Consider the following 23949-nt stretch of genomic DNA (forward strand, 5'->3'; position numbering starts at 1 on the left):
TGCTCGTGCGTGGCGAGCTGCGCTTTTTGCTCCCAGATTTTGGTAGCAAGCCCATGCGGGCGCATACTCGTGACACCCCATCAGCCTGTTCTTGGGAATCACAATGACGTCCTTCGCACCCGCCCCGAGCGACACGACCATCGCCATCATCGGCGCCGGTCGCCTCGGCACCACACTGGCTCGTGCGCTCCGCGCCGCCCGCTTCCGCGTCTTCGGCCCCCTCGGGCCGGGCACCCCGCCCCGCGCCGACATCGCCCTCCTCTGCGTCCCCGACGCCGCCATCAGCGAGACCGCGCGCGCAACCAGACCGTTCGCCCGCCTCATCGGTCACGCCTCGGGCGCGACACCCCTCGACGACGTCGACTTCAGCATCCACCCGCTCCAGACCTTCATCGGCACCGAGCCGCCCGAGATCTTCCACGGCATCACCGCGGCCATCGCCGGACGCACTCCCGACGCGCTCGCCGCAGCCGACAGCATCGCGCGCGCCCTCGGAGCCCGCCCGATCGCGATCGATGACGTGCACCGCGCCGAGTACCACGCCGCGGCCTCGTTCGCGTCGAACTTCGTGCTCACCGTGCTCGACGCCGCCGAGCAACTCGCCGAGCGGGCGAACATCCCGCCCGCCGACGCGCGCGAGCTGCTGGCACCACTCATTCGGCAGAGCGTCGACAACTGGGTCGCCACCGGGGCGGGCCCCGTGCTCACCGGCCCCATCGCCCGCGGAGATGAGGCCACCGTCGCCCGCCAGCGCCAGGTCGCCGAGGCGGCCGGGCTCGACGAGCTCTTCGACGCACTCGCCGATCGCACCCGCGCACTCACCGACAGACCCGCCGCATGAAGATCGTCCGCACGATCGCCGAGGTGCGCGCCGCCGTGCGCGACACCCGCAGTCGTGGCGGGCGCATCGGCCTTGTGCCCACCATGGGCGCCTTCCACGACGGGCACCTCTCGCTCATGCGTCACGCCCGGCAGCACAACGACCTCGTCGTCGTCTCGCTGTTCGTCAACCCCACCCAGTTCGGCCCCGCCGAAGACCTCAGCCGCTACCCGCGCGACGAGCACCGCGATGCCGCCCTGGCCGAGCAGGCCGGCGCCGACGTGCTCTTCGCCCCCGATGTGGCCGAGATCTACCCCGACGGCTTCGCGACCAGCATCCACGTCTCGGGGCTCACCGACGTGCTCGACGGCGCCGCCCGCGGTGCGCACCACTTCGACGGGGTCGCCACGGTCGTCACCAAACTGCTCGGCATCGTGCGGCCCGACACCGCCTACTTCGGGCAGAAGGACGCCCAGCAGGTGCTCGTCGTCCGCCGCGTCGCGCGCGACCTCGACCTCGACGTGCGCATCGAGGCGCTGCCCACCGTGCGCGAACCCGACGGGCTCGCCATGAGCTCGCGCAACATCTACCTCGATGCGGATGCCCGCCGCCGGGCGACTGCACTGAACAGGGCGCTCACGGTGGCATCCGACCTGCACCGCTCGGGCGAACGCGACGCGGCCACCCTCGTGGCCGCCGCTCGATGGGTGCTCGACGCCGCAGGGATCACCCCCGAGTACCTCGAACTGCGCGACGCGACCGACCTGCGCGCGCTCACCCGTGTCGACGACGACGCCCTGCTCGCGGTCGCCGCGCGCGTCGGCGACGCCCGCCTGATCGACAACCACCTCCTCACCGCCTCGCCGAAGAAGCCGTCATGAGCACCCACGCCGCCCCGCGCCGACGCGTCACCCTCGCAGACCTCGCCGCCAAGAAACGCGCCGGCGAACCACTCGTGATGGTCACCGCGTACGACCACCCCGGCGCGCAGATCGCCGAGGCAGCGGGCGTCGACCTCGTCCTCGTCGGCGACTCGGCCGCGATGACCGTGCTCGGCTACGACAGCACCGTGCCGATCACCGTCGACGAGATGCTCGTGCTCACCAGGGCTGTGCGCCGCGGACTCGACGCGCCCCTGCTGGTCGGGGATCTGCCGTTCGGCTCGTATGAGGCATCCGACGCCCTCGCGCTCGCCACCGCCCAGCGCTTCGTGAAAGAGGCCGGTGTCGACCTGGTCAAGATCGAACGCGGCGGCACGAGTGTCGCCCGGGCCCGCGCCCTCGTCGACGCGGGCATCCCCGTCGTCGGCCACGTCGGACTCACCCCGCAGAGCGTCGCCGCCCTCGGCGGCTACCGCGCGCAGGGACGCACCGCCGAGGCGGCGATCGCCGTGATCGACGACGCCATCGCACTGCAGAACGCCGGATGCTCGCTACTGGTCGTCGAAGCCGTTCCCTCGCCCGTCACGGCGGCGATCGTCGACCGCGTCGACTTCCCGGTGATCGGCATCGGCGCCGGTGCCAGCGCCGACGGGCAGGTGCTGGTGTTCCACGACCTGCTCGGCATCTACGACGGCCCCGCCGCCCGGTTCGTCAAGCGCTACGCCCACTTGCGCGACGCCGCGATCGACGGCGTCGCTGCCTACGCGCGCGAGGTGCGGTCGGGTGCCTACCCCGCGCCCGAGCACGGGTACACGATGGCGGATGCTGAAGAGCAGCGCCTGCGCGAACTGCTCGATCGGCGCTGACGGCGGTCCGCCGTACGTTTGGCGGGAGTGTGAACGTCTGGCGGGCGACACGCCGAGTATGCCGCTGGCATCCGTACAATTCCCCGCCAAACGTACGTGACTCCAACTCGGTGCGGGTGTCACCCAGCCGAACCGGCGGCACCCGACTCGGCCGCGGCCGTGATGCGCGCCGCCATGCCGGCGAAGATGAACCCGTGGAACGGCAGCACGGCCAGCCAGTACAGCCGTCCGGTGAGCCCGCGAGGAAAGAACACGGCCCGCTGCTCGTAGCGCGTGCCCGTGGCATCCGGCACCGCTCTCAGCTCGAGCCACGCGGCGCCGGGCACTCTCATCTCGGCCCGCAACCGCAGCAGGCCGCCCGCTTCTGCATCAGCGGTCGGTTCGTGAACCGCCTCGACCCGCCAGAAGTCCACGGCGTCTCCGGGGCGCACGCGGGTGCGGCTGCGCCGCCCGCGTCGCAGACCGACACCGCCGATCACGCGATCCATGATGCCGCGCAGCGCCCACAGGAACCGTGATGAGTACCAGCCGTTCTGCCCGCCGATGCCCACGATCACCCGCCAGACTTCTGCCACGGGCGCGCTCGTGTGCACGGTGCGCTCATCGGTGAACACGGTCCGCCCCGCCCAGTCCGGGTCGCTCGGCAACGGGTCGCTCGGGGCGCCCGACACCTCGGCATCCTGCCAACTCGTCTCGACGCCATCCGCGTCGACCCGGCCGAGCGCCAGCGACACCGCCCGCCGGTAGGGCATCAGCCCGCCTTCGGGGCCGGGGATCAGGTCGTCGATCGCCCGGTTCTTCATCACGCACTCGTTCTGCAGCGACTCCACGAGCGGGCGCGCGATCGCCCGCGGCACCGGCGTCACCAGGTTGACCCACAGCGACGCCAGGCGAGGGGTCAGCACCGGCAGAGCCGCGATCGCCCGCTGCGGCAGTCCCGCTTCGAGCGCGTACCCGTTCATCATCTGCCCGTAGCGCAGCACATCGGGGCCGCCGATGTCGACCGCGGCGTTCACCGTGGCATCCACCCGCGCCGCGCCCAGCAGGTAGTGCAGCACGTCGCGGATCGCGATCGGCTGAATGCGGTTGCGCACCCACTTGGGGGCGGGCATGTACGGCAGCACCTCGGTGAGGTGGCGGATCATCTCGAACGACGCCGATCCCGAGCCGATCACCACGCCGGCCTGCAGCACCAGCGTGGGCACTCCCGAGGCGAGCAGGATCTCACCCACCTGCACGCGCGAGCGCAAATGCGGCGACAGCTCGGCGCCGTCCGGGTGCAGGCCGCCCAGATAGACGATCCGACGCACCCCGGATGCCGCGGCGGCATCCGCTACGGCGTGCGCGGCCTCGGCATCGCGGGCGTCGAAGTCCTTGCCGCCGCCCATGGAGTGCACCAGGTAGTAGACGACGTCCACATCGTGCATGGCCCGGGTGACGGCATCCGCGTTCTGCGCCTCTCCCTCGACGATCTCGACGTCGTCGCCCCACGCGAACGAGCGTGCGCGGGCCGCGTCGCGCGCAAGCACGCGCACGCGGTAGCCGGCGCTCAGAAGGCGGGGTGTGAGGCGCCCGCCGATGTACCCGGTCGCGCCGAGGACGAGCGCGCGCGGTGCGGTGCCGTCATCGCGGGGCGCCGCGCGCAGTTCGCGTTCGCGGCCGGTCGGTGCGGTCAGGTCGCTCATGCACACAGGGTAGGTCGAGTGAGCCGCACGGCGAAAGGCCGACCCGCCCTTGCCGAACGATTCATAGCGACATATCGTTAACCATCGTCCAATTCGAGGAGGACATCATGAGCAACGCATTCCCCAGTGGCGGCTTCGGCTTCGGAGCCAGCAACGGCGCAGGAAACCCGCTCGCGGGTGTGTGGGAGGCGATGGACCAGCTGCGCAGCACCTTCGAGCAGCGTCCCGGCACCTCGCGCATGGCCCGCGGCGACGTACGTGCGGCCGTCATCTCGCTGCTCGCCGAGAAGCCGATGCACGGCTACCAGATCATCAGCGAGATCGGCGAGCGTTCGGGCGGCGCCTGGAAGCCGAGCGCCGGATCGGTCTACCCGACGCTGCAGCTGCTCGCCGATGAGGGCCTGATCACCGCCGAAGAGCAGGGTGGCCGCAAGACCTACTCGCTCACCGAAGCGGGTATCGCCGAGTCGGAAGAGGCCGCCGCCAAGCCCGCCCCGTGGGAGAACGCCGGCAACCGCGCGCCCGGGCACCTCGCCCTGCTTCCCAAGGCCGGCATGGAGCTCGCCAGCGCCACCGCGCAGCTCGCCCGCACCGGAACCCCCGAACAGGTCGACGAGGGCGTCGCCGTGCTCGAAGACGCGCGCCGCAAGCTGTACGCGATTCTCGCCGAAGGGTGACGATCGACGAGGGGGCGTCGATGGCGGATGCCCGAGACTCGCGCGTCGCCGAACCGCGCGCCGGCAGGGATGCCGCGGGACGCGCCCGCTACCGGCGCATCCTGCGCTTCGCGGCGCGCGCGTTCGTGCAGATCTGGTGGTTCGAACTCGTGCTGCCCCGGGTGGGGATGGCGCATGTCGCCGAACGCACGCGCGACGATCGGATGCTGGCGCTCGCCCGTCGCTTCCGCACGCTCGCGGTGGCGCTGGGCGGGCTGATGATCAAGATCGGCCAGTTCATGTCGTCGAGGCTCGACGTGCTGCCGCCCGAGATCACGGCCGAACTTGCCGCATTGCAGGACGAGGTGCCCGCGGTGCCGTTCGATCAGATCCGCGTGGTGGCCGACACTGAACTCGGCATGCCGCTCGAGCGGGCGTTCGCCTCGTTCGATCGGATGCCCGTGGCCGCGGCATCCCTCGGTCAGGCGCACCGCGCCACCCTGCTGCCCGCGGATGCGGCCGAGACCGGTCTGGACGCGGTGATCGTCAAGGTGCAGCGTCCCGGCATCGACCGGATCGTCGAGGTCGACCTCGCGGCGCTGCGGCGGGTCGCCCGCTGGGCCCAGCGGGTGCGCATGGTCTCGGACCGCGTCGATGCGCCCGCGCTCGTCGAGGAGTTCGCGCAGACCTGCCACGAAGAGATCGACTACCTGCACGAGGCCGTGAGTGCTGAGCGCTTCGCGCAGGACTTCATCGATGATGACCGCGTCGGTGCGCCCGCGATCGTCTGGGAGCGCAGTACGCGCCGGGTGCTCACCCTCGAAGACGTCACGGCCATCAAGATCAACGACACGGTGGCGCTGCGTGCCGCCGGCATCGACCCGGCCGACATCGCCCAAGTGTTCGCCGGCGTCATGCTCGATCAGGTCTTCACCCACTCGTTCGTGCATGCCGACCCGCACCCCGGAAACATCTTCGTCACCCCGCTCGACGCCAGTGCGCGGGGCTGGCGGCTGACGTTCATCGACTTCGGCATGATGGCCGAGGTACCCGACGACCTGCGCGCCGGGCTGCGCACGCTCGTGATCGCCGTCGCCGCGCGCGACAGTCAGGGGCTCGTGCGCGCCGCGCAGCAGATCGGCGTGCTGCTGCCGTCGGCCGACACGGTTCAGCTCGAACGTGCTCTCACCGTGCTGTTCGCCCGCTTCGGAGGGATGGGCTTCAGCGAGCTGCGCGACGTCGACCCCGACGAGCTGCGCCAGTTCGGCATGGAGTTCGGCGACACCGTGCGCAGCCTGCCCGTGCAACTGCCCGAGAAGCTGCTGCTGCTCATGCGCGCCGTCTCGCTGACCTCGGGCATGTGCAGCGCGCTGGATGCGTCGTTCAACATCTGGGAGCCCGTCGAGCCGTATGCCACCAAGCTGCTGCGCGACGAGAGCGGAAACCTGGTGCAGGATCTCGTCGCGCAGTCGACCGCGAACATGGGTGCGCTGTGGCGCATGCCCGCACGCGTGGACGGACTCATCGACCGCTTCGACGCCGGCACCCTCACCTTCGACATCTCCAGCCTGGAACACCGACTCGACCGGATCATCCGCGTGGCGGTGCGGGCCGTGTCGGCAGTGTTGTTCGGCGGACTGCTGATCGGGGGCGCGCTTCTGCTCGGGCCGGTCACCTGGCTCGGGGTCACGCTCATGAGCGTTTCGGTGCTGCCGCTCCTGCACGCGGTGTTCGGGCGGCGGTAGGTTCTGCGGGTCGGGATGGGGCAGCCCGGGGCGCGTCAGGGCGGGGCGCGTCAGCGCTCGATGCGCGACTGCGCGCTCAGCCGGTGCCACCCGCGGTTGTGGTAGACCAGTGCGTCGCCCGGAGCACCGGGATCGACGTCGCGTTCGATGTGCGACTCGAGCGCATGAGCGGCGATGACGGTCGAGGTTCCGGCATCCATGCGATTGATGACGGCGCACCGCACCCACGCGCGCACTCCGGCGTACACGGGTTCGCCGGTGCTCAGGCGCGACCAGCGGTGCGTCTGAGCGAAGCGATCGATGCCACCGGTCGCGCCGAGCTTGGCGAGGTCGAGATCCTGCGCGTCGAGCAGGTGAACGACCACGCTCTCCGCGCGTGAGAGAACGTCGGATGCTGACGACAGGGCCGAGACCGAGAAGATCAGCAGCGGCGGTTCGGCGCTGACTGACACGACCGACGTGGCGGTCAGCGCGACCGGCCCGTCGCCGGCATCCGCGGTGATGACGGCGACGCCACCAGGGTGTCCGCGGAACAGTGCCTTGAACTCGTCAGCCGAGAGCGAGGCCGAGAAGCCGTGCGCCGACTCCTCGGCCCACGCCGCGGCGGGATACGCGTGGAACACGGTCAGACTCCTCGACCCGCGAGTTCTTCGCGAACGATGCTCGCGCCCGCGCTGAGCGCGCTGAGCTTCGCCAGTGCGACATCGCGACGCAACGGAGCCATGCCGCAGTTCGTGCTCGCGACGAGCTTGTCGGCATCGACGAACGCGAGCGCCTTTCGCAGTGTGTCGGCGACCTCTTCGGGGGTCTCGACCTGCTCGGTCGCGACGTCGATGGCGCCGAGCATGACCTTCTTGCCACGCAGCAGTTCGATCAGATCGGTCGGCACACGAGAGTGATGCGACTCCAGCGAGATGGTGTCGATGCTCGACCGCTGCAGCAACGGGAACGACTCCTCGTACTGCCGCCACTCCGACCCGAGCGTCGTCTTCCACTCGTTGTTGGCCGTGATCCCGTAGCCGTAGCAGATATGCACGACCGTTTCGGCGCGCAGCCCTTCTACCGCGCGCTCCAGCGCCGCGACACCCCAGTCCTTGACGTCATCGAAGAAGACATTGAAGGCGGGCTCGTCGAACTGGATGACGTCGACGCCGGCGGCTTCGAGTTCTCTGGCCTCTTGGTTGAGGATCGTCGCGAACTCCCACGCCAGCTTCTCGCGGCTCCGGTAGTGCGCGTCGTGCAGGGTGTCGACCATCGTCATCGGGCCGGGCAGAGCCCACTTGATGGGGCGGACGGTCGCGGCGCGCAAGAACTTCGCGTCGTCGACGAACACGGGCCGCTCGCGCGTGACCGCCCCGACGACGGTGGGCACGCTCGCGTCGTAGCGGTCGCGGATGCGCACGGTCTCACGCTGCTCGAAATCGACGCCGCTGAGGTGCTCGATGAACGTCGTGACGAAGTGTTGGCGGGTCTGCTCGCCGTCGCTGACGATGTCGATACCGCGCGCCGTCTGCTCCTGCACGGCCGAGCGCAGAGCATCCTGCTTGCCCTCGGCCAGCTCGGTGCCCTGCAGCTTCCACGGCGACCAGAGGGTTTCGGGCTGCGCGAGCCACGACGGTTTCGGCAGGCTGCCGACGGTGGAGGTCGGCAGGAGCGTGTGCGCGCTCGACGCCTCGTGGCCGGTCATGCGGCGGGGGTGAGGTAGTCGGCGGCCCACCGCTCAAGGACATCCTTGTGCGGGGTGATGAAGTGCTCTTCGGTGTACTTGCCCTGGGTGACAGCGAGCTGGCTGCGCTCGACCCGGTCGTACGCGATCCGCGTCTGCGAGTAGTCCTGCTGCTGCAGGCTCGGGCGGTACACAGCCGGAGCAGCCGCGTTGGCGTTGTAGATCTCGGGACGGTAGATCTTCTGGAACGTCTCCATGGTGCTGATCGTGCCGATGAGCTCCAGGTCGGAGTAGTCGCCCAGCAGGTCGCCACGGAAGTAGAAGGCGAGCGGTGCGACGCTGCCACGGGGCATGAAGTACCGCACCCGCAGCCCCATCTTGCCGAAGTAGTCATCGGTGAGCGACGAGTCGTCCTGCTCGTACTCGACGCCGAGAACGGGGTGGTGGTTGCCGGTGCGGCGGTACGTGCGGCTCGTCGAGACGCTGATGCAGATCACGGGCAGCTTCTCGAAGCGCTCCCGGTAGGCGTCGGATGCCAGGAAGTGCGCGAACAGCTTGCCGTGAAGGTCTCCGAAGTCGTCGGGGATGCCGGCGTCGGCGGACTTGATTGCGGGCAGCAGCACGCTGAAGTCGAAGTCGCGCACGTAGGACGAGAAGTTGTTGCCGACGATGCCGTGGTGGCGGGCGCCGGTGTGCTGGTCGACGATCCAGATGTCGAGCACCTCGAGCAGCGGGAACTCCCGGTCTTCGTCTGCTGCGGTGAACTCCAGCTGCGCCGAGACGATGTCGAGCTCTAGTGTGTAGCGGTCGCCGTCCGGGTTGTCCCAGCCGGCGAGGTCGTTGAAGCGACGGTCGATCATGGTCAGCGCATTGCGCAGGTTCTCCTGACGGTGCTCGCCCCGGGCCAGGTTGGCGAAGTTCGTCGTCGCGCGCGAGCTCTGCGAGGGGGAGTAGTCCTCGTCGAAGCGAGTGGTGGTGATGCTGAAAGCGAAGTCGTCCGCCATGAGGGGCCAATCCGGTGTCGAGGGGGCCTGGTGCGGCCTCCGGGAGAAGATTGATCCATCGTGCGTGAGGCACTCGGATATCGGGTAACTCGACTTGGGTATGGGTTGCCATAGAGTTTGCCTATGGCACAAGGATCGAGTGGTCTCACGCTGCAGCAACTGCGCTATTTCATCGACGTCGCAGCGGAGGGGTCGATCTCTGCCGCGGCTGATCTTCTCTTCGTCGCGCAGCCCACGATGTCGGCGGCGATGAAGGAACTCGAGGCTCGTGTGGGCCGGGCACTCCTCGTCCGCTCTGCGCGCGGCGTCACCTTAACGCCTGATGGTGCTGAGTTTCTGGGCTACGCACGGCAGGTCGTCGAGCAGGTGGCGCTCCTGGAGCAGCGCTATCTCGGTCGGGCGCCGTCCCGGCGACTGCTCGGCGTCTCGACCCAGCACTACTCGTTCGCCGTCGACGCGTTCGTGCGGATGGTGAAGGCCAGCGGCGCGGCCGAATACGAGTTCTCACTGCGCGAAACACGCACGTGGGACATCATCGAAGATGTCCGCACATTACGCAGCGAGATCGGCATCCTGTACCGAAACGAGTTCAACCGCCGGGTCATCGACAAGCTCCTGCGCGATTCGGGGCTCGTGTTCCACCCGCTCTTCCTCGCCGAGCCGCACATCTTCATCTCGCGGGGCAACCCCCTGGCCGCGCAAGAGCGGGTCACGCTCGACGACCTCGCCGAGCTCCCCCGACTCACGTTCGATCAGGGCGTGAACAACTCGTTCTACTTCGCCGAAGAGATCCTCTCGACGCTGTCGAGCAAGCAGGAGATCCGCGTGTCCGACCGGGCGACGATCTTCAACCTGATGATCGGTCTCGGCGGGTACACCATCTCGACGGGCATCATCAGCGACGAGCTCGACCCCGCGATCGTCGCCATCCCGCTCGACGTCGACGAAAGCATCGAGATCGGTTGGATCGACCATGCCGCGATCCCGCTCACCGAGCAGGCGCAGCGCTACCTCGCCGAAGTGCGAGCGGTCGTCGCGGGGTTCGGTGTCGAGGTGCTCGGCTGAGGCAGAGGTTCACCTGCCGTTCGCGCGGCGGATGCAACCGGTTCGTGTGCTCACCCTACGGTCGAGCGAGTGCGCGTACTGACCCCTGCCTCTGCTCCTGTCACTCGTGGTCGTGCCTTTCAGCGCGACCGGCCGCGCGGGGTCCGCGCGGGGCGACGCGCGGGGGCGATGGTCGCCGGCTCGGTCGCGCTCGGACTGGTGGCCACGCTGCTGACCGCCCCGACGGCGCACGCGGCCGACGCCGCGATCGATGGCACCAGTGCGCATCCGACGTTCCTGGGCAAGACCCACTACACGGGAGAGTTCCACTCGCACACGTCGATCAGCGACGGGGTGAAGCTGCCTGAGGACGCCTACACCTACGTCGCCGAGAACACCGACGTCGACTTCTTCTCGGCCAGCGAGCACGACGTGACGATGGACGTGCGCTCGGCAGACGACTGGGTCGACGATCACGAGCACGCGCACTCGAACGAGTGGAAATACCTCAAGAGCGGCGCGGAACGCCACAACGCCTCGGGCAATAGCGACCTGGTGGCCGTGCCCGGCGAAGAAGTCACCTGGTACGACTCGACCGGACACATCAACCTGTTCAACGCCGAGTGGTTCGTCACCGCACCCGGCTACGTGCGCGGGTCGGGCGACAACCTGGGAGGCGCGTTCCCGGTCGGCGACTTCATGTACGACCTGCCCACGTTCTATGCGCGCCTCGCGGCCGACGGTGAGGTCATCGGCCAGTTCAACCATCCCTCACCCACCGGCAAGGGCAACTTCGACCACTTCGCGCACCTCACCCCAGAGGCTGACGCGCGCATGTCGTTGTTTGAGCACAAGGGTCCCGCCTATGACGCCCAGTGGCAGCTCGCCCTCGACAACGGATGGCACATCGCACCCGTCTTCAACGGCGACGAGCACAGCGCCAACTGGGTCAGCGCCAACCCGGCACTGACGGGTGTCTGGGCAGACGAGAAGTCGCTCGACGGCGTGCACCGGGCGATGAACGAGCGCAGCATGTACTCGACGCTCGACGAGAACGCGATTCTCGCGTTCAGCGCGAACGACCAGATGATGGGGTCGATCCTTCCCGCCGACACCGCCCGGATCGATGCGGTCGTGCAGGTCGCCGATCCGGATGCCGATGACTCGTTCACCCGGGTGCAGATCATCAGCAACGCCGGCCGCGTGGCGCACGACTTCGGAGCCCTCAGCGGTGCCGTGCAGAACCTCGACGTGACCCTCGACGTCGCAGACGGCGACTACTACTTCGTCAAGGCCACACAGGCCGACGGCGCCCAGCTGGTCTCGGCCCCGATCTGGGTCGGCGAGACGGTGCGCGGTGCCGACTACGCACCGCAGATCATTGTCGATGCCGCCGCACCCGAGCATGCCGAAGAAGGCGAGCGCATCACTCTTCCGTCCTTCACTGCCACCGACGACAGTGGCACCGACCCGGCCACGACGGTCGAGGTCTACAACTCCGAGCACCGGCTCACGGTGACCGACGGTTCGTTCACCGTGGAGGGCTACGACGACCACTTCGTCGTGATCAAAGCCACCGACAACAAGGGCAACACCGCGGCGACGGTGCACCGCATCCAGGTCGCGGCCACCGACCTCGATCCCGAGGCCGTTTTCCGCCACCTGGGCACCGTTGCCACTGTAGGCGCCGAGGCCGGCGAGGCCGGCCTGAGCGTGGCCACCGACATCGCCGTCGAGAAGGCCTGGGCCAAGATCGCGCCCGTCGGTGCACTGTTCGGCCTGGGGGCTGAGACAGTCGCATCGTCCAACGACCGCGTCTTCGAGGTCAACTCCATCGCCACCGAGGCCGACACCTACCTGGATAGCATCACTGCCCATGCCCTGCGCAGTCACGAGTTCGACCTGAGCGGCCTCGACGACGGCGCCCGCTACGAGTACCGCTTCGGCGTCACCGAGAATGGCCCGTGGACCGACGTGCGAGGAGAGTTCGTCGCCGGTGGTGCCGAAGACGCACCCGTGTACGTGCTCGGTGATGTTCAAGTCAACAGCGGCGCGCAGGCCGACTTCGAACTGCCGGCGCAGATGCTTGACCAGCTGCGCGCGCAGCGCGCCGGCGGCGACACCGTGATCCAGGTCGGCGACCTTGTCGACAACGGCGGCAACGCCGCACAGTGGCAGGGTACGTTCGACCATTCGCTGAAAGACCTCGACCTGCAGTTCGCCCCCATGGTCGGCAACCACGAGACGTACGGCGACCGCGAGACCAGCGCAGCGCTGTCGGTCGAACGCAGCCGCATCTTCAGCTCGATGTTCGACCTGCCCAAGAACGGCAGCGAGATCGGTGAGAGCAACTACTCGTTCGACCGGGGCAGCATCCACTTCTCGGTGCTGAACTCGAACTACGACCTCGACACCCAGCTCGCCTGGCTGGAACAGGATGTGCGCGCCAGCGACGCCGAATGGAACGTCGTGATGGGGCACTTCCCCTACTACGGAGGCCGGCACAGCGGCGATGCCGGCATGTCGGTGGCCCGCGCCAAGATCACCCAGACGCTGCACCAGCTTGGCGTCGGACTGCACATCGGCGGTCATGACCACGTTTACAAGCGCAGCACCATGCTTGACGGTGAGCTCGTGACCGACGACGCACTCAAGGACCGCGGCACCACCTTCGTCACGATGGGGTCGAGCGGCCCCAAGTTCTACGACAACCAGGCGCAGTGGTGGGACGACACCGTGTACGACGTCGACACGCAGACGGGCCTCGTGCTCGAAGCCGTTGAGGGTGAACTTCAGGCCCGGGTCTACACGATCGACGGCGAACTGGTCGACGAGTTCGCGGTGAGCAAGCCCGAGGCGGAGTTCCGCGTCACCTCGCACGACGTCGTCGATGGCTCGCTCGCAGAGATCGGTGTGCTCAGCACTGAGGGCGCCCGCGACGACGCTACCCTGATCGCTGCGGCCTACGACCTCACCGGCGAGACGCTGCTCGATGTGCGCACCGCCACCGTAGAGCTCGATCACCGCGGCACCGAGCAGCTCGTCGCGTTCGACTCGCCGCTGCCCGTGCGCTCCGACAACACGGTGCGCCTGTTCGCCTGGGACGGCCTCGACACCGGACGGCAGCTCGCCGAGGGCATCCTCGTACGCGAGGGAATGCCCGGCGAGGGAACCGCCGAGAGCCCGTACGAGCTGCGCACCTGGACCGACGTCGAGAAGATCGTGCACGCCCCCGACGCCCACTACGCCCTGATGAACGATCTGCAGCTCGACGGTGAGGAGCGCACCCAGATCGGCTCGGGTGCCACACCCTTCAACGGTGTCTTCGACGGTCGCGGCCACACCGTCAGCGGCTATGTGTCGTCCGGACTCAACGGCGCCGGGCTGTTCCAGACCAACGACGGCACGATCCGTGATCTCGCAGTCGTCGGCGCGGATGCCTCGTCGGCGATCGGCCCCGTCGGCATTCTCGCCGATGTCAACAACGGCACCATCGAAAGGTCGTGGACGAGCGGTTCCATCACGGCGCCGTCGCGCGCCGGTGGTCTCGTCGGTGACTCGTCGGGGCAGATCCGCGACAGCTACTCCACCGCCGACGTGCACGTCACGCGCACCGAATCGGGCGGACTGATTGGAGTGGCGCTGGCCGGCTCGACCACCGAGAACGTCTACTCGTCGGGCGCGGTCTCGGCCGATACCCGCAACACCGGTGGTGTCGTCGGATACGGCTACAACGAGACCAGCATCCGCAATGCGATGTCGCTGAACGTCGCGGTGACCGCGCCCAGCTACGCGCATGCCGTGCTCGGCAGGGTGCTCTCGGGTCACCAGGCGACACTGGAGAACAACCACGCCTCTGACGAGACGTTTGTCTCGGCCGAATCGCTGTCTGACGCCCCGGCCGCCGACAACCTCAAGGGTGCCCGTGTTTCCGCAGCCGTTGCCGGCACGCCCGAGCACTTCGGCACCACCCTGGGGTGGAACCTGGATGACGTCTGGATCTGGAACGCCGACGCCGAGCGCCCGGTGCTGCGCTCGAACCCGGAAGAGTACGTCAAGCCCGCACCCGATCTGCCGACCAACGAAGACGGCTTCTTTGAGGTCGCCGATGGCGAGCAACTGCGCATGATGGAGGAGTTCCCGGAAGAGCGCTTCGTGCTCACCGACGACATCACGTTCACCGACGAGTCCTTTGCGCCGCTTGCCGCACGAGTGCCGTTCACCGGCGAGCTCGACGGTGCAGGCCACATCATCACCGGTCTGCGGTCCCAGGCGGGCGGCCTGTTCGACAAGAACGGCGGCTACATCCACGACCTCGGCATCGAGGACGCCCAGGTGAGCGGTTCGGTGGCGCGGGCGGGCATCCTCGCCAACGTCAGCACCGGCGTCGTCGAACGGGTGTATACCACGGGAGAGATCACCGCGCCCAGCCGCGTCGGTGGCATCCTGGGTGACTCCAGCGGAGAGCTGCGCGACGCCTATACGACCGCGACGGTGCATGGTACGACCACTGAGGTCGGCGGTGCGATCGGCGTCGCCCTGGCCGGTTCGCTCAGCGAGCGGGTGTACGCCAGCGGTTCGGTTGCTGCCGAAAGCCGCAACACCGGCGGCGTCTTCGGATACGCATACACTGGCACGGCGATTCGCGACAGCCTCTCTCTCGGTCAGACGGTGACGGCCCCGTCGTGGGCCCACCGGGTCCTGGGGCGGGTGTTGGCGGGCAACACCGCGACACTCGAGAACAACTGGGCATCGGATGCCACCACCGCGGCAACTCAGACCGACACGGCTGCGCCGTCGACGACGAACCTGCACGGCGGAACCGCCACGACCGCTCAGCTGGAGAGCTTCGGCTTCTATCGCGAGACCCTGGGCTTCAGCGCCGACGTGTGGCAGTGGAGCAACGAGCGCGAACGACCGCTGCTGATCGGGGTCGGTGACGCCCGTGGGCGCGACGACAGCGACCAGCAAGAGCCAGGGGAGGCCGGGCCGAACCTGCCGACCGGCGAGCAGGGCGAGTACCTGATCGACGCGGCGGCCGACTTCGCCGAGATGGCCGCATATCCAGGACAGCACTACCGGCTGGTCGCCGACATCGACCTGAGCGGCAGCGACGTGCGCGTCGCAGCGACGTTCTCGGGAACATTCGATGGCGGCGGTCACACGCTCAGCGGCTACACATCGTCGGCGGGTGGGCTCTTCGCCGAGGTCACCGGCACGGTGCAGAAGGTGGCGCTGGCGGATGCCGCCGTCTCAGCGTCGTCGGCCGAGGTGGGCCTGCTGGTCGATCGCCTAGCCGAGAGCGGCGTCGTCTCCGAGGCGCTCACGAGCGGATCGATCACGGGCGCATCCACGGTCGGCGGTGTCGTCGGGTACCTCTTCGGAACGGTGCGCGACACGTACTCGCAGGCCGACGTGACGGCGAATGCCGGGCGACAGGCCGGCGGGATCGCAGGAATCGCGGGCCGTGGCAGCCTGACGCAGCGCGTGTATGCGACCGGCGCCGTCGAGGTCGTCGCGAACCAGAACGCCGGTGGTCTGGTGGGGTACTCGTACGCCACCACCACCGTGGCTCAGTCGGTGGCCCTCAACGCGTCGATCACGGCGTCGTCGCACGCCGGACGCATCGCTGCGCGCGAGCTCGGCACCGAGAAGGCCACGTTCATCGACAACCTCGCCGTCGACACGATCGCCCTCACGGGGCAGACCGTCACCGATGAGGGGCGCGAGACCCGCAACGGTGAGACGGTAACGGCCGAGGCAGCTCAGTTGCAGGCCACCTACGAAGGAATCGGCTGGGACTTCGAGGGCACCTGGCGGTGGGATGCCGACACGCAGCGCCCCGCACTGGTCAACGTCCGATAGTCGTCGCAGAGGCGAGGAGAACACACTCATGAACATCAAGAACACCATGATGCGCGCTGGTGGTGCACTCGCTCTCGGTGCCGTGCTGGCGCTCGCCGGAGCACAGGCGGCAGGCGCCACCGAGCACGAGGCGACGACCAGCGAGGGCGTCGCCGAGGTGCGGATCGCTTTCGGGACGGAGTTCGCCGGGGCCACCACGACGGTGCTCGTACTCGACGCGGATGCCGATCCGCACGCGCCGGCGCAGGGCGACATCGCCTACGTCGCCGAGGTGGTCGCCGACGCCGAGGGTACCGCGGCCTTCCGTGCGGCGCTGCCCGCCGGGCTCAACTACTGGCTGGCCAGCACCCCGGCAGAGGGGGAGCGCTATGTCGCCATGCTCGACGGCAGCGCCGGTGGTGGCGATGGGGGCGACGGCTCCGGCGGCGACGGTGACGGCTCGGGCGGCGACGGTGACGGCTCGGGCGGTGAGGGCGATGGCTCGGGTGGCGACGGCTCGGGTGGCGACGGTGAGGGCAACGGTTCCGACGGCGACGCTGACGGGTCGGATGCCGGCGGCGACGGATCGGATGCCGGCGCCGAGGGCGACCTGGCCACGACGGGCCAGGCCGCCTGGCTGCTACCGCTGGGGATCGTGCTCGCCGGAGGGCTGATCACCACGGGTGCTGTGCTCTACCGCCGCCGCTCGGTCGACTGAGGCGGGCCGGTTGCGGCGTCTGCGCGCCCGAAACAGTGGTTCGGTCGCCGCGAGTTCATCTTCGGTGGCGACCCGGAAGACACCGGCCGCCTGTGTCTGCACCTCGTGTCGGCCCTGCCCGCGCGTCGCGCGCAGGCTGGCGATGATCGAGACGGCGATGATCGTGGCGACCACGACGAGGCTGACTGTCGTCGGGATGTAGATGACATCGAGCAGCAGCATCTTGATGCCGACCCAGACCAGCACGAACGAGAGCCCCGCCTTGAGGTAGACGAAACGGTGCACGAGGTCGGCCAGCAGAAAGTACATCGCCCGCAGGCCGAGGATCGCGAAGGCGTTGGCGGTGAACACGAGGAAGGGCTCGTTGGTGACGCCGAAGATGGCGGGGATCGAGTCGACGGCGAAGATGATGTCGGTGACCTCGACGAGCACCAGAACGGCGAGGAGGGGAGTGGCGACGATGGCCCCCGCCCTGCGGATGAGGAATGTCTGCCCGTGGTACGCATCGGTCATCGGAACCAGTCGGCGGAACACCCGCAGAATCCGCGACTTCTCGGGCTGAATGTGCTCGTTGCGCGAGCGGAACATGTGCCAACCGGTGTAGATCAAGAACGCGGCGAACAGGTACAGCACCCACGAGAAGTTGTCGATCAGTGCGGCACCCGCGGCGATGAAGATGCCGCGAAAGACCAGGGCCCCCAGTACTCCCAAGAACAGCACCCGGTGCTGATACTCACGAGGAACAGCGAAGGCGGCGAAGATGATCGCCCAGACGAAGACGTTGTCGACGGCGAGCGACTTCTCGATCAGATACCCGGCGAAGTACTGCTGACCGAACTCGGCACCCCACAGCGACCATACGACGACGCCGAAGCCCACTCCCAGAGTCACCCAGACGATCGACCAGGCTGCGGCTTCGCGCACGCCGATGACGTGCGCCTTGCGGTGCGCGACCAGATCGGTCGCGAGCATGGCGAGGATCACGCCGAAGACGGCGAACCAGGCCCACAGGGGAACAGACATGACAAAGACCTCCACGAGAATCGTGAAGGTCTCATCGGCCCGGGGGCTCTTCGCACCGGATCCCACTCGGGAGCGTACTGACGATGCGAAGCGAGGATTACTCCCCTTCGAAACGATGAAAACACGTCAGCGTTCTTGCCGTCAAGTGGGCTCCCACCTCTTGACAGACTCCTTCTCGAGGCATAACGTACAACCAAATGGTTGCACAACGAGAGCTCGACGAGACGGAGGTCGACCGTGTCTTTCACGCACTGGCGGCGTCGACACGGCGCGACATCCTGCGCCGCACCATCGAACACGAGCAGTCGGTCTCAGCACTCGCCGGCGACTATGACATGTCGTTCGCTGCCGTACAGAAGCACGTCTCGGTGCTCGAAGCCGCCGGCCTCATCGTCAAACGCGCCGAGGGACGCGAGCGCCTCGTGCGCGCCAACCCCGAGATGATCGCGAAAGCGCGGGCTCTGCTGGCCCGCTATGAAGAACTCTGGCGGGCGCGCATCGCCAGACTCGACGACCTGCTGGCGCAGCCCGCGCCAGAGACGAATCCACCAGAGCAGCACCAGGGAGAGTGAAATGCCTGTAACCGAGATTCTCACCGACCGCGAGAACCTGACGATGACCGTCATCGCCGACCTCGCCGCCCCCATCGAGCGTGTCTGGAGCGTCTACAGCGACCCGGTTCAACTCGAGCGTTTCTGGGGCCCTCCAGGCTGGCCCGCCACCTTCACCTCGTGGGAACACCACGTCGGCGGGCGCGCGACGTACACCATGCGCGGTCCGCGCGGAGAGGCATCTTCGGGGTACTGGGAGTTCCTGGCCATCGAGCAGCCCCACCGCTTCGAGGTGCTCGACGGCTTCAGTGACGAGCACGGCACGCCCAATGCTGATCTGCCGGCCATGCGCATGGAGTTCTCCTTCACTTCCACCCCCGAGGGCACCCGCATGCACAACACCAGTTACTTCCCGTCGCTGGAAGCACTCGAGCAGATCGTCGAGATGGGCGCCATCGAGGGCACGCGTATGGCGATGTCGCAGATCGACGCCGTGCTGCACGACCTGCGCGAGTACGCCCAGGGCAAGGGCACGCGCGTCGAGCTGCTCGACGACACCCACGTGCGCATCACCCGCCTGGTCGACGGGCCGCGCGAACTGGTCTGGCGTGCCCACACCGAGCCTGAACTGATCCGCAAGTGGATGCTCGGACCCGACGGGTGGGAGATGACCGAGTGCATCGTCGGCAACGCCCCCGGCGAGAGCTACCGCAACTCGTGGGCCCCCGTCGGCGACACCGAGGGCGAGCCCTTCGGCTTCGAGGGCGAGACGCTGCTGGTCGAGGCGCCGCGCCGGTCGGTCACCACCGAGCGCATGCAGGGCATGCCCGCCCCCGAGACGCTCAACGATCTGAACCTCTACGAAGAGGACGGCGCGACGCTGATCACGGTGCTCATCGAGTATCCCGACAAGGACACCCGCGACATGATCCTCGGCACCGGCATGGCCGACGGCATGGAGGAGTCGTTCGCGCGTCTTGAGCGCGAGGTGCTCGCGGGCTGACGTTCACAACTCCGGAGAAACCGGCCGGTTCCACCCGGAACTGGCCGGTTTCTTGTGTGCATCCCCGAGATTTCCGGAGTTGCGAACGGGGCACCTAGGGTGGACGGATGATCGATTGGACCTCCTGGACCGGAACCGGCGTCGCCATCGGTATCGCCCTCGTCGTCGCCTTCGCCATCGTGCTGGGTCTGCGGCTCGTGGCACGGCTGCTGAGTCGCCGGGTGCCGTGGATGCGCGACCTCGATCACCGCGTGCGCCGTGCCTGGGTGACATTCTGCATCGTCCTGGCCATCTGGATCGCCGGCGCCGTGACCGCACCGGGCCGTCAGGAATGGTGGGGGTCGGCCTCGCATGTGATGTTCATCGCCGCGATGGTCACGGCCGGATGGCTACTGGCCGCGCTGGTCTCGTTCGGCTTCGAAGGCCTGATCGCCCGCGAGCAGGTCAGCTTCTCGGGCGCCGACCTGCGCCGCCGCCGCACTCAGCTGATTGTTCTGCACCGGCTGACCCTCGTCGTCATCGGCGTGATCGCCGTCGGCGCGGTGCTCTTCTCCTTCCCGGCGCTGCGTGTGGTCGGCACCAGCCTGCTGGCATCCGCGGGTATCGTCAGCGTCATCGCGGGCCTCGCGGCGCAGTCGATCTTCGGCAACCTCATCGCGGGCATCCAGATCGCCTTCACCGACACGATCCGCGTCGGCGACGTCGTGGTCGTCGAGGGCGAGTGGGGCACGATCGGCGAGATCAACCTGTCGTACGTCGTCGTCTACATCTGGGACGAGCGGCGCCTGGTCGTGCCGTGCAGCTACTTCACGACCAAGCCGATCGAGACGTGGACCCGCAAGTCGGATGCCATCCTCGGCACGGTGTTCCTCGATCTCGACTGGCGCGTGCCGATCGATGACGTGCGCGCGAAGTTCGAGCAGATCATCGAGTCGCTGCCGGAATGGGATCGTCGTTCGTCGAGCTGCTGGGTCACCGACTCGCAGGGCGGCCACGTGACTGTTCGACTGGTGATGTCGGCGAAGGACTCCGACGACCAGTGGGTGCTGCGCTGCCAGGTGCGCGAGCAGATGGTGACCTGGCTTCAGCAGGAGCACCCCGAGGCGCTGCCGCGCACACGCGTGTCGGTCGAGAGCTGATCCGCGGCGTCAGATCAGGCGTCGCAGGGCCTCTTCGAGCGAGATGCCCTGTGCGTCGGCGCGGTCGCGCAGCCGGGCGTGCTCGGCGGCGGTCAGTGAGACGGTGAGCTGCGCGGGAGCGGATGCCTCGGGGTCGTCGAAACCCGAGAACAGGTCGGTCGTCTCAGCCCACACCGGCGCCGAGAACTGCGATGCGGGCGGCAGCGGCGCGACCGGCTGCGGTGCGGGTGGTTCGGGGACGGCGCCGGCGAAGCCGGGCCCCGTGCGCGGTTCCTCGCCCTTCTGATAGGCGCGCGCCGCCGCGTTGGCGCGCTCGTCGGCGGCCTCGTTGAGCGGATGCCCGGCATGCCCCTTCACCCAGGTGAACGTCACGTCGCGCCCGCGCATGGCCTCATCGATGCCCTCGAGCAGATCGCGGTTCAGCACCGCGCCGCCATCGGACTTGCGCCAGCCGCGGCGCTTCCACCCGGGCATCCACTTGGTGACCGAGTCGATCACGTACCGGCTGTCGCACTCGATCACGAGGGCTTCATCGGTGCCGGCGGTTGCGCGCAGCAGTTCGAGCACGGCGCGCAGTTCGCCCTGGTTGTTCGTGCCGTGCGCCGATCCGCCCGCCGCCCATCGTGCGTCGTCGATGTACCAGGCCCAGCCGTTCGGGCCGGGGTTGCCGAGTGCGGAGCCGTCTGCCGCGGCGGTGATCGTCATCCTTCAACCGTAGGGCGTGCGCGGCGGGCATCCGCACTTGGTACCGTCGGGGGATGTCCGGATTCGCGCTGAAGGCCGTGGTGATCGTGATCGTGATCGCCCTGATCGGGGTGATCGCGGCGCGGGCGTTCCGGCGCGTGCGGCCGTCGAAGCCGGCCGCGGCCGCCCCGCCGGCGAAGGCCGGAACGCTGGCTCAGCGGATGCCCGTGCTGTTGCTGCCGCTCGCCGGAGCGGTGCTGGTCGTCGCGGGCTTCTTTCTGGGGCTGATCTCGTTCACCTCGCGGTACACGGCCGACCTGCTGCCGCTGCGGATCGCGGCGGTCGTGCTGTTCGTCGCCGGTATCGGTGTGCTGCTCGTTGGGCCGCTCAGACGGCGCGGAAGGTGAAGAACGCCTCGATGCCGCCGTGGTTGACCACGCCTTCGCCGGTTCCCCATATGCGTGATGAGGTGGTGGCGCCGCTCTCGACGAACGCGTAGCCGGTGTGCTCCAGCCGCCACCCGACGCGCTCGACCTCGCTGAGGAAGTAGCCGACGTGGTCGTCGCGCTGCATGCGGTTGTCGGCCGAACCCCACGACGAGGCCTGACCGGTCAGATGGGCGATGTCGATCTGCAGGTGCAGTAGGGCGTCGCCGCGGGTGCGGGCATCGTGGGCGAGACGGAGCAGGCGCGTGGCCTCGTCGGCAGAGGGCATGCCCACGATCCTACGGGCCGACAGCGCCGGCCTATGCGGGCAGGTGCACGTCGAACCGGCATCCGATGTCTTCGTTGCGGGCCGTGATGCGCCCGTTGTGCGCTTCGACGATGCCCTGGGCGATCGCCAGGCCCAGACCCGCCCCGGTGTGTCCGCTGCCGGGCGGCCGCGGGGTGCGCGCATGCGTGCCGCGCCAGCCCGGATCGAAGACGCGATGCAGGTCTTCGTCGGCGATGCCGGCGCCCGAATCGTGCACCGAGAGGGTGACTGCATCAGACTCGCGGGCCGTGCTGATGCGGATCACCCCGCCCTGCGGGGTGTGCTCGATCGCGTTCATCAACAGGTTCGAGACCACCCGAGACAGTTCGGCGGGGTCGCCGACGACGACATGATCAGAGCTGGTGCTCTCGACCAGCTCGATGCGCTTGGCATGCGCGACCGGTCCGAGCTCGGCGGCGATATCGCTGACGATGTCGCGCAACGACAGCGGTTCCAGCGTCAGCACGAGCGTGCCCGACGAGATCTTCGACAGCTCGAAGAGGTTGTCGACCAGCGAGGTCAGGTGGTCGACCTGCAGGCGCATCTGGCGGTGGAAGCGCGCGGGGTCGTCGGCGAGGCCGTCTTCGAGCGCCTCGGTCATGGCGCGCAGGCCGCTGAGCGGAGAGCGCAGGTCGTGCGAGATCCAGGTCATCAGTTCGCGGCGCGACTCGTCGATCGCCTGCACTTGAGCGCGGGCCTCGGCGAGTCGGGCGCTGGTGGCGGCCAGTTCGTCGGCTACCTGCTGCAGCTCGCCGCCTGCGGCCAGCGCCGCCCCGCTGGTGACCAGTTCGCCGTCGCCGACCGAGTGCGTCAGGGTCTGCAGGGTGTGTGCGGCGCGCGAGAGGCGCAGGCCGAGTACCAGGGCGATGGCGACCGCCATCAGTGTCGAGACCACCGTCACCACGACGACGACGAGAAAGTCGTGGGCCGAGATGTACATGGCCTGGGCGACGGCCAGCACGCCCGCCGCGAGCGTGAGCGCCTCGGCGAGAACCACGACGCACAGCTGTACGATCAGCCCGCGTCGACGCGCGAGGTGGAGGGCTCCCAGGCCGAGCGCTCCGACGAGCAGGGCGGCGCCGAGAGCGAGGCCGATGATGGCGAGCAGGTCGGGTAGTGGCATCAGGTCTCCTCGATGTCCAGACGGTAGCCGACGCCCCAGACCGTGACCAGCAGCGTCGGATGCGCCGGGTCGGCCTCGATCTTCTCGCGCAGCCGGCGGGTGGTGACGGTCACAGTCGAGAGGTCACCGAACTCCCACCCCCACACGCTGCGCAGCAGCGTCTGCCGGTCGAACGTCTGGCGGGGATGCTTGAGCAGAAAGGCGAGCAGATCGAACTCGCGCGCCGACAGCACCAGTTCGGCGCCGTCGCGGCTGACGCGCCGGGCCGAGGCGTCGAGGTGGAAGGGGCCGATGTCGAAGGGTGCCTCAGGGGTGTGCGGGGCGAGACTGCGCCGCAGCACCGATTGCACGCGCAACACCAGTTCACGGGGTGAGAACGGTTTGGTGAGGTAGTCGTCGGCGCCGGCTTCGAGTCCGGCGATGCGGTCTTCGGTCGACCCCAGTGCGGTGAGCATGATGATCGGCACCGCAGAGGTGGCGCGGATGCGCCGGCACACCTCGGCGCCGTCGATGCCCGGTAGCATCCGATCGAGCACGATCAGGTCGGGTGGGGTGCGCTCGACGGCCGCGAGTGCCGAGAAGCTGTCGGATGCCACATCGGCGAGCAGTCCGGCGGTGCGCAGGTAGGTCACGGCCACTTCGGCGACGGTGGCGTCGTCCTCCACGACGAGAACGCGCCGGTCGGTGAGATCGACGCCCTGTTCACCATTGGACAGGAGGGACATGCCCTCAGAGTAGGCCGCC

At 68.5% G+C, this 23949-nt stretch carries 21 protein-coding genes; 12 read left to right on the forward strand and 9 right to left on the reverse strand.

Annotated elements, in window-relative coordinates:
* Window positions 1–103: 103 nt before the first annotated feature.
* From PTQ19_RS00860 to panB, 3 genes are read left to right on the forward strand one after another with little or no spacing between them, the layout of a single operon-like run.
* Complete coding sequence (locus tag PTQ19_RS00860; RefSeq protein WP_206550739.1) at window positions 104–841, forward strand: DUF2520 domain-containing protein; 738 nt, start codon at window positions 104–106, stop codon at window positions 839–841.
* Window positions 838–1701, forward strand: a complete 864-nt coding sequence (gene panC / locus PTQ19_RS00865) for a pantoate--beta-alanine ligase (RefSeq protein WP_274368088.1) — start codon at window positions 838–840, stop codon at window positions 1699–1701. The genes PTQ19_RS00860 and panC overlap by 4 nt, the downstream gene beginning before the upstream one ends.
* Window positions 1698–2567 (forward strand): 3-methyl-2-oxobutanoate hydroxymethyltransferase, encoded by an 870-nt coding sequence (gene panB, locus PTQ19_RS00870; RefSeq protein ID WP_274368089.1) that lies wholly within the window; start codon window positions 1698–1700, stop codon window positions 2565–2567. Before panC ends, panB begins: the two co-directional genes overlap by 4 nt.
* Window positions 2568–2686: 119 nt before the next feature.
* On the opposite strand, the gene PTQ19_RS00875 is transcribed toward panB, so the two are convergent.
* Window positions 2687–4252 (reverse strand): SDR family oxidoreductase, encoded by a 1566-nt coding sequence (locus tag PTQ19_RS00875; protein WP_274368090.1) that lies wholly within the window; start codon window positions 4250–4252, stop codon window positions 2687–2689.
* Window positions 4253–4359: 107 nt separating this feature from the next.
* Here PTQ19_RS00875 and PTQ19_RS00880 point away from each other — a divergent pair, with 107 nt between their 5' ends.
* Both PTQ19_RS00880 and PTQ19_RS00885 read left to right on the forward strand, forming a co-directional pair.
* On the forward strand, window positions 4360–4929 hold the full coding sequence (locus PTQ19_RS00880; RefSeq protein ID WP_206822669.1) for a PadR family transcriptional regulator: 570 nt from the start codon (window positions 4360–4362) through the stop codon (window positions 4927–4929).
* Window positions 4930–4949: 20 nt separating this feature from the next.
* Window positions 4950–6653 (forward strand): ABC1 kinase family protein, encoded by a 1704-nt coding sequence (locus PTQ19_RS00885; protein ID WP_274369008.1) that lies wholly within the window; start codon window positions 4950–4952, stop codon window positions 6651–6653.
* A 50-nt stretch (window positions 6654–6703) separates the two neighbouring features.
* Here PTQ19_RS00885 and PTQ19_RS00890 read toward each other — a convergent pair whose 3' ends face one another.
* From PTQ19_RS00890 to PTQ19_RS00900, 3 genes are read right to left on the reverse strand one after another with little or no spacing between them, the layout of a single operon-like run.
* Complete coding sequence (locus tag PTQ19_RS00890; RefSeq protein WP_274368091.1) at window positions 6704–7276, reverse strand: flavin reductase family protein; 573 nt, start codon at window positions 7274–7276, stop codon at window positions 6704–6706.
* 2 nt (window positions 7277–7278) lie between these two features.
* Window positions 7279–8340 carry a methionine synthase gene (locus PTQ19_RS00895; RefSeq protein ID WP_274368092.1) on the reverse strand — a complete coding sequence of 354 codons (1062 nt, stop codon included), beginning with the start codon at window positions 8338–8340 and terminating at the stop codon, window positions 7279–7281.
* Complete coding sequence (locus PTQ19_RS00900) at window positions 8337–9323, reverse strand: DUF1852 domain-containing protein (protein WP_274368093.1); 987 nt, start codon at window positions 9321–9323, stop codon at window positions 8337–8339. Before PTQ19_RS00900 ends, PTQ19_RS00895 begins: the two co-directional genes overlap by 4 nt.
* A 123-nt stretch (window positions 9324–9446) precedes the next feature.
* Here PTQ19_RS00900 and PTQ19_RS00905 point away from each other — a divergent pair, with 123 nt between their 5' ends.
* The 3 genes from PTQ19_RS00905 (at window position 9447) to PTQ19_RS00915 (ending at window position 16929) form a co-directional block, all read left to right on the forward strand.
* Entirely contained in the window at window positions 9447–10388 is a 942-nt protein-coding gene (locus tag PTQ19_RS00905; RefSeq protein WP_274368094.1) for a LysR family transcriptional regulator, read from the forward strand.
* A 168-nt stretch (window positions 10389–10556) separates the two neighbouring features.
* On the forward strand, window positions 10557–16232 hold the full coding sequence (locus tag PTQ19_RS00910) for a metallophosphoesterase (protein ID WP_274368095.1): 5676 nt from the start codon (window positions 10557–10559) through the stop codon (window positions 16230–16232).
* A 28-nt stretch (window positions 16233–16260) separates the two neighbouring features.
* Window positions 16261–16929: a hypothetical protein gene (locus PTQ19_RS00915; RefSeq protein WP_274368096.1), complete on the forward strand. Its 669-nt coding sequence runs from the start codon at window positions 16261–16263 to the stop codon at window positions 16927–16929.
* On the opposite strand, the gene PTQ19_RS00920 is transcribed toward PTQ19_RS00915, so the two are convergent.
* Window positions 16852–17952 (reverse strand): TerC family protein, encoded by a 1101-nt coding sequence (locus PTQ19_RS00920; RefSeq protein WP_274368097.1) that lies wholly within the window; start codon window positions 17950–17952, stop codon window positions 16852–16854. The genes PTQ19_RS00915 and PTQ19_RS00920 overlap by 78 nt on opposite strands.
* A gap of 197 nt (window positions 17953–18149) precedes the next feature.
* Between PTQ19_RS00920 and PTQ19_RS00925 the strand changes: the two genes are divergently transcribed.
* From PTQ19_RS00925 to PTQ19_RS00935, 3 genes are all read left to right on the forward strand, one after another.
* Window positions 18150–18524 (forward strand): ArsR/SmtB family transcription factor, encoded by a 375-nt coding sequence (locus PTQ19_RS00925; RefSeq protein ID WP_274368098.1) that lies wholly within the window; start codon window positions 18150–18152, stop codon window positions 18522–18524.
* 1 nt (window position 18525) lies between these two features.
* The gene (locus PTQ19_RS00930) at window positions 18526–19506 is read left to right on the forward strand and encodes an SRPBCC family protein (protein WP_274368099.1); all 981 of its coding nucleotides are present in this window, start codon (window positions 18526–18528) and stop codon (window positions 19504–19506) included.
* Window positions 19507–19613: 107 nt separating this feature from the next.
* Window positions 19614–20645, forward strand: a complete 1032-nt coding sequence (locus tag PTQ19_RS00935) for a mechanosensitive ion channel family protein (protein WP_274368100.1) — start codon at window positions 19614–19616, stop codon at window positions 20643–20645.
* Between the two features lie 9 nt (window positions 20646–20654).
* Here PTQ19_RS00935 and PTQ19_RS00940 read toward each other — a convergent pair whose 3' ends face one another.
* Window positions 20655–21350 carry a ribonuclease H gene (locus tag PTQ19_RS00940; protein WP_338000577.1) on the reverse strand — a complete coding sequence of 232 codons (696 nt, stop codon included), beginning with the start codon at window positions 21348–21350 and terminating at the stop codon, window positions 20655–20657.
* 53 nt (window positions 21351–21403) lie between these two features.
* On the opposite strand from PTQ19_RS00940, the gene PTQ19_RS00945 reads away from it, so the two are divergent.
* A complete protein-coding gene (locus PTQ19_RS00945) occupies window positions 21404–21736 on the forward strand; it encodes a hypothetical protein (RefSeq protein WP_179409382.1) in 333 nt (110 codons plus the stop codon).
* Here PTQ19_RS00945 and PTQ19_RS00950 read toward each other — a convergent pair.
* The 3 genes from PTQ19_RS00950 to PTQ19_RS00960 are packed head-to-tail and all read right to left on the reverse strand — an operon-like array spanning window position 21717 to window position 23930.
* A complete protein-coding gene (locus tag PTQ19_RS00950; protein WP_206821275.1) occupies window positions 21717–22043 on the reverse strand; it encodes a hypothetical protein in 327 nt (108 codons plus the stop codon). The genes PTQ19_RS00945 and PTQ19_RS00950 overlap by 20 nt on opposite strands.
* Before the next feature lie 31 nt (window positions 22044–22074).
* Window positions 22075–23205, reverse strand: a complete 1131-nt coding sequence (locus PTQ19_RS00955; RefSeq protein ID WP_241263494.1) for a sensor histidine kinase — start codon at window positions 23203–23205, stop codon at window positions 22075–22077.
* The gene (locus PTQ19_RS00960; RefSeq protein WP_274368101.1) at window positions 23205–23930 is read right to left on the reverse strand and encodes a response regulator transcription factor; all 726 of its coding nucleotides are present in this window, start codon (window positions 23928–23930) and stop codon (window positions 23205–23207) included. Before PTQ19_RS00960 ends, PTQ19_RS00955 begins: the two co-directional genes overlap by 1 nt.
* Window positions 23931–23949 lie beyond the last annotated feature (19 nt).

Source organism: Microbacterium esteraromaticum, assembly GCF_028747645.1.
Lineage (GTDB): Bacteria > Actinomycetota > Actinomycetes > Actinomycetales > Microbacteriaceae > Microbacterium > Microbacterium esteraromaticum_C.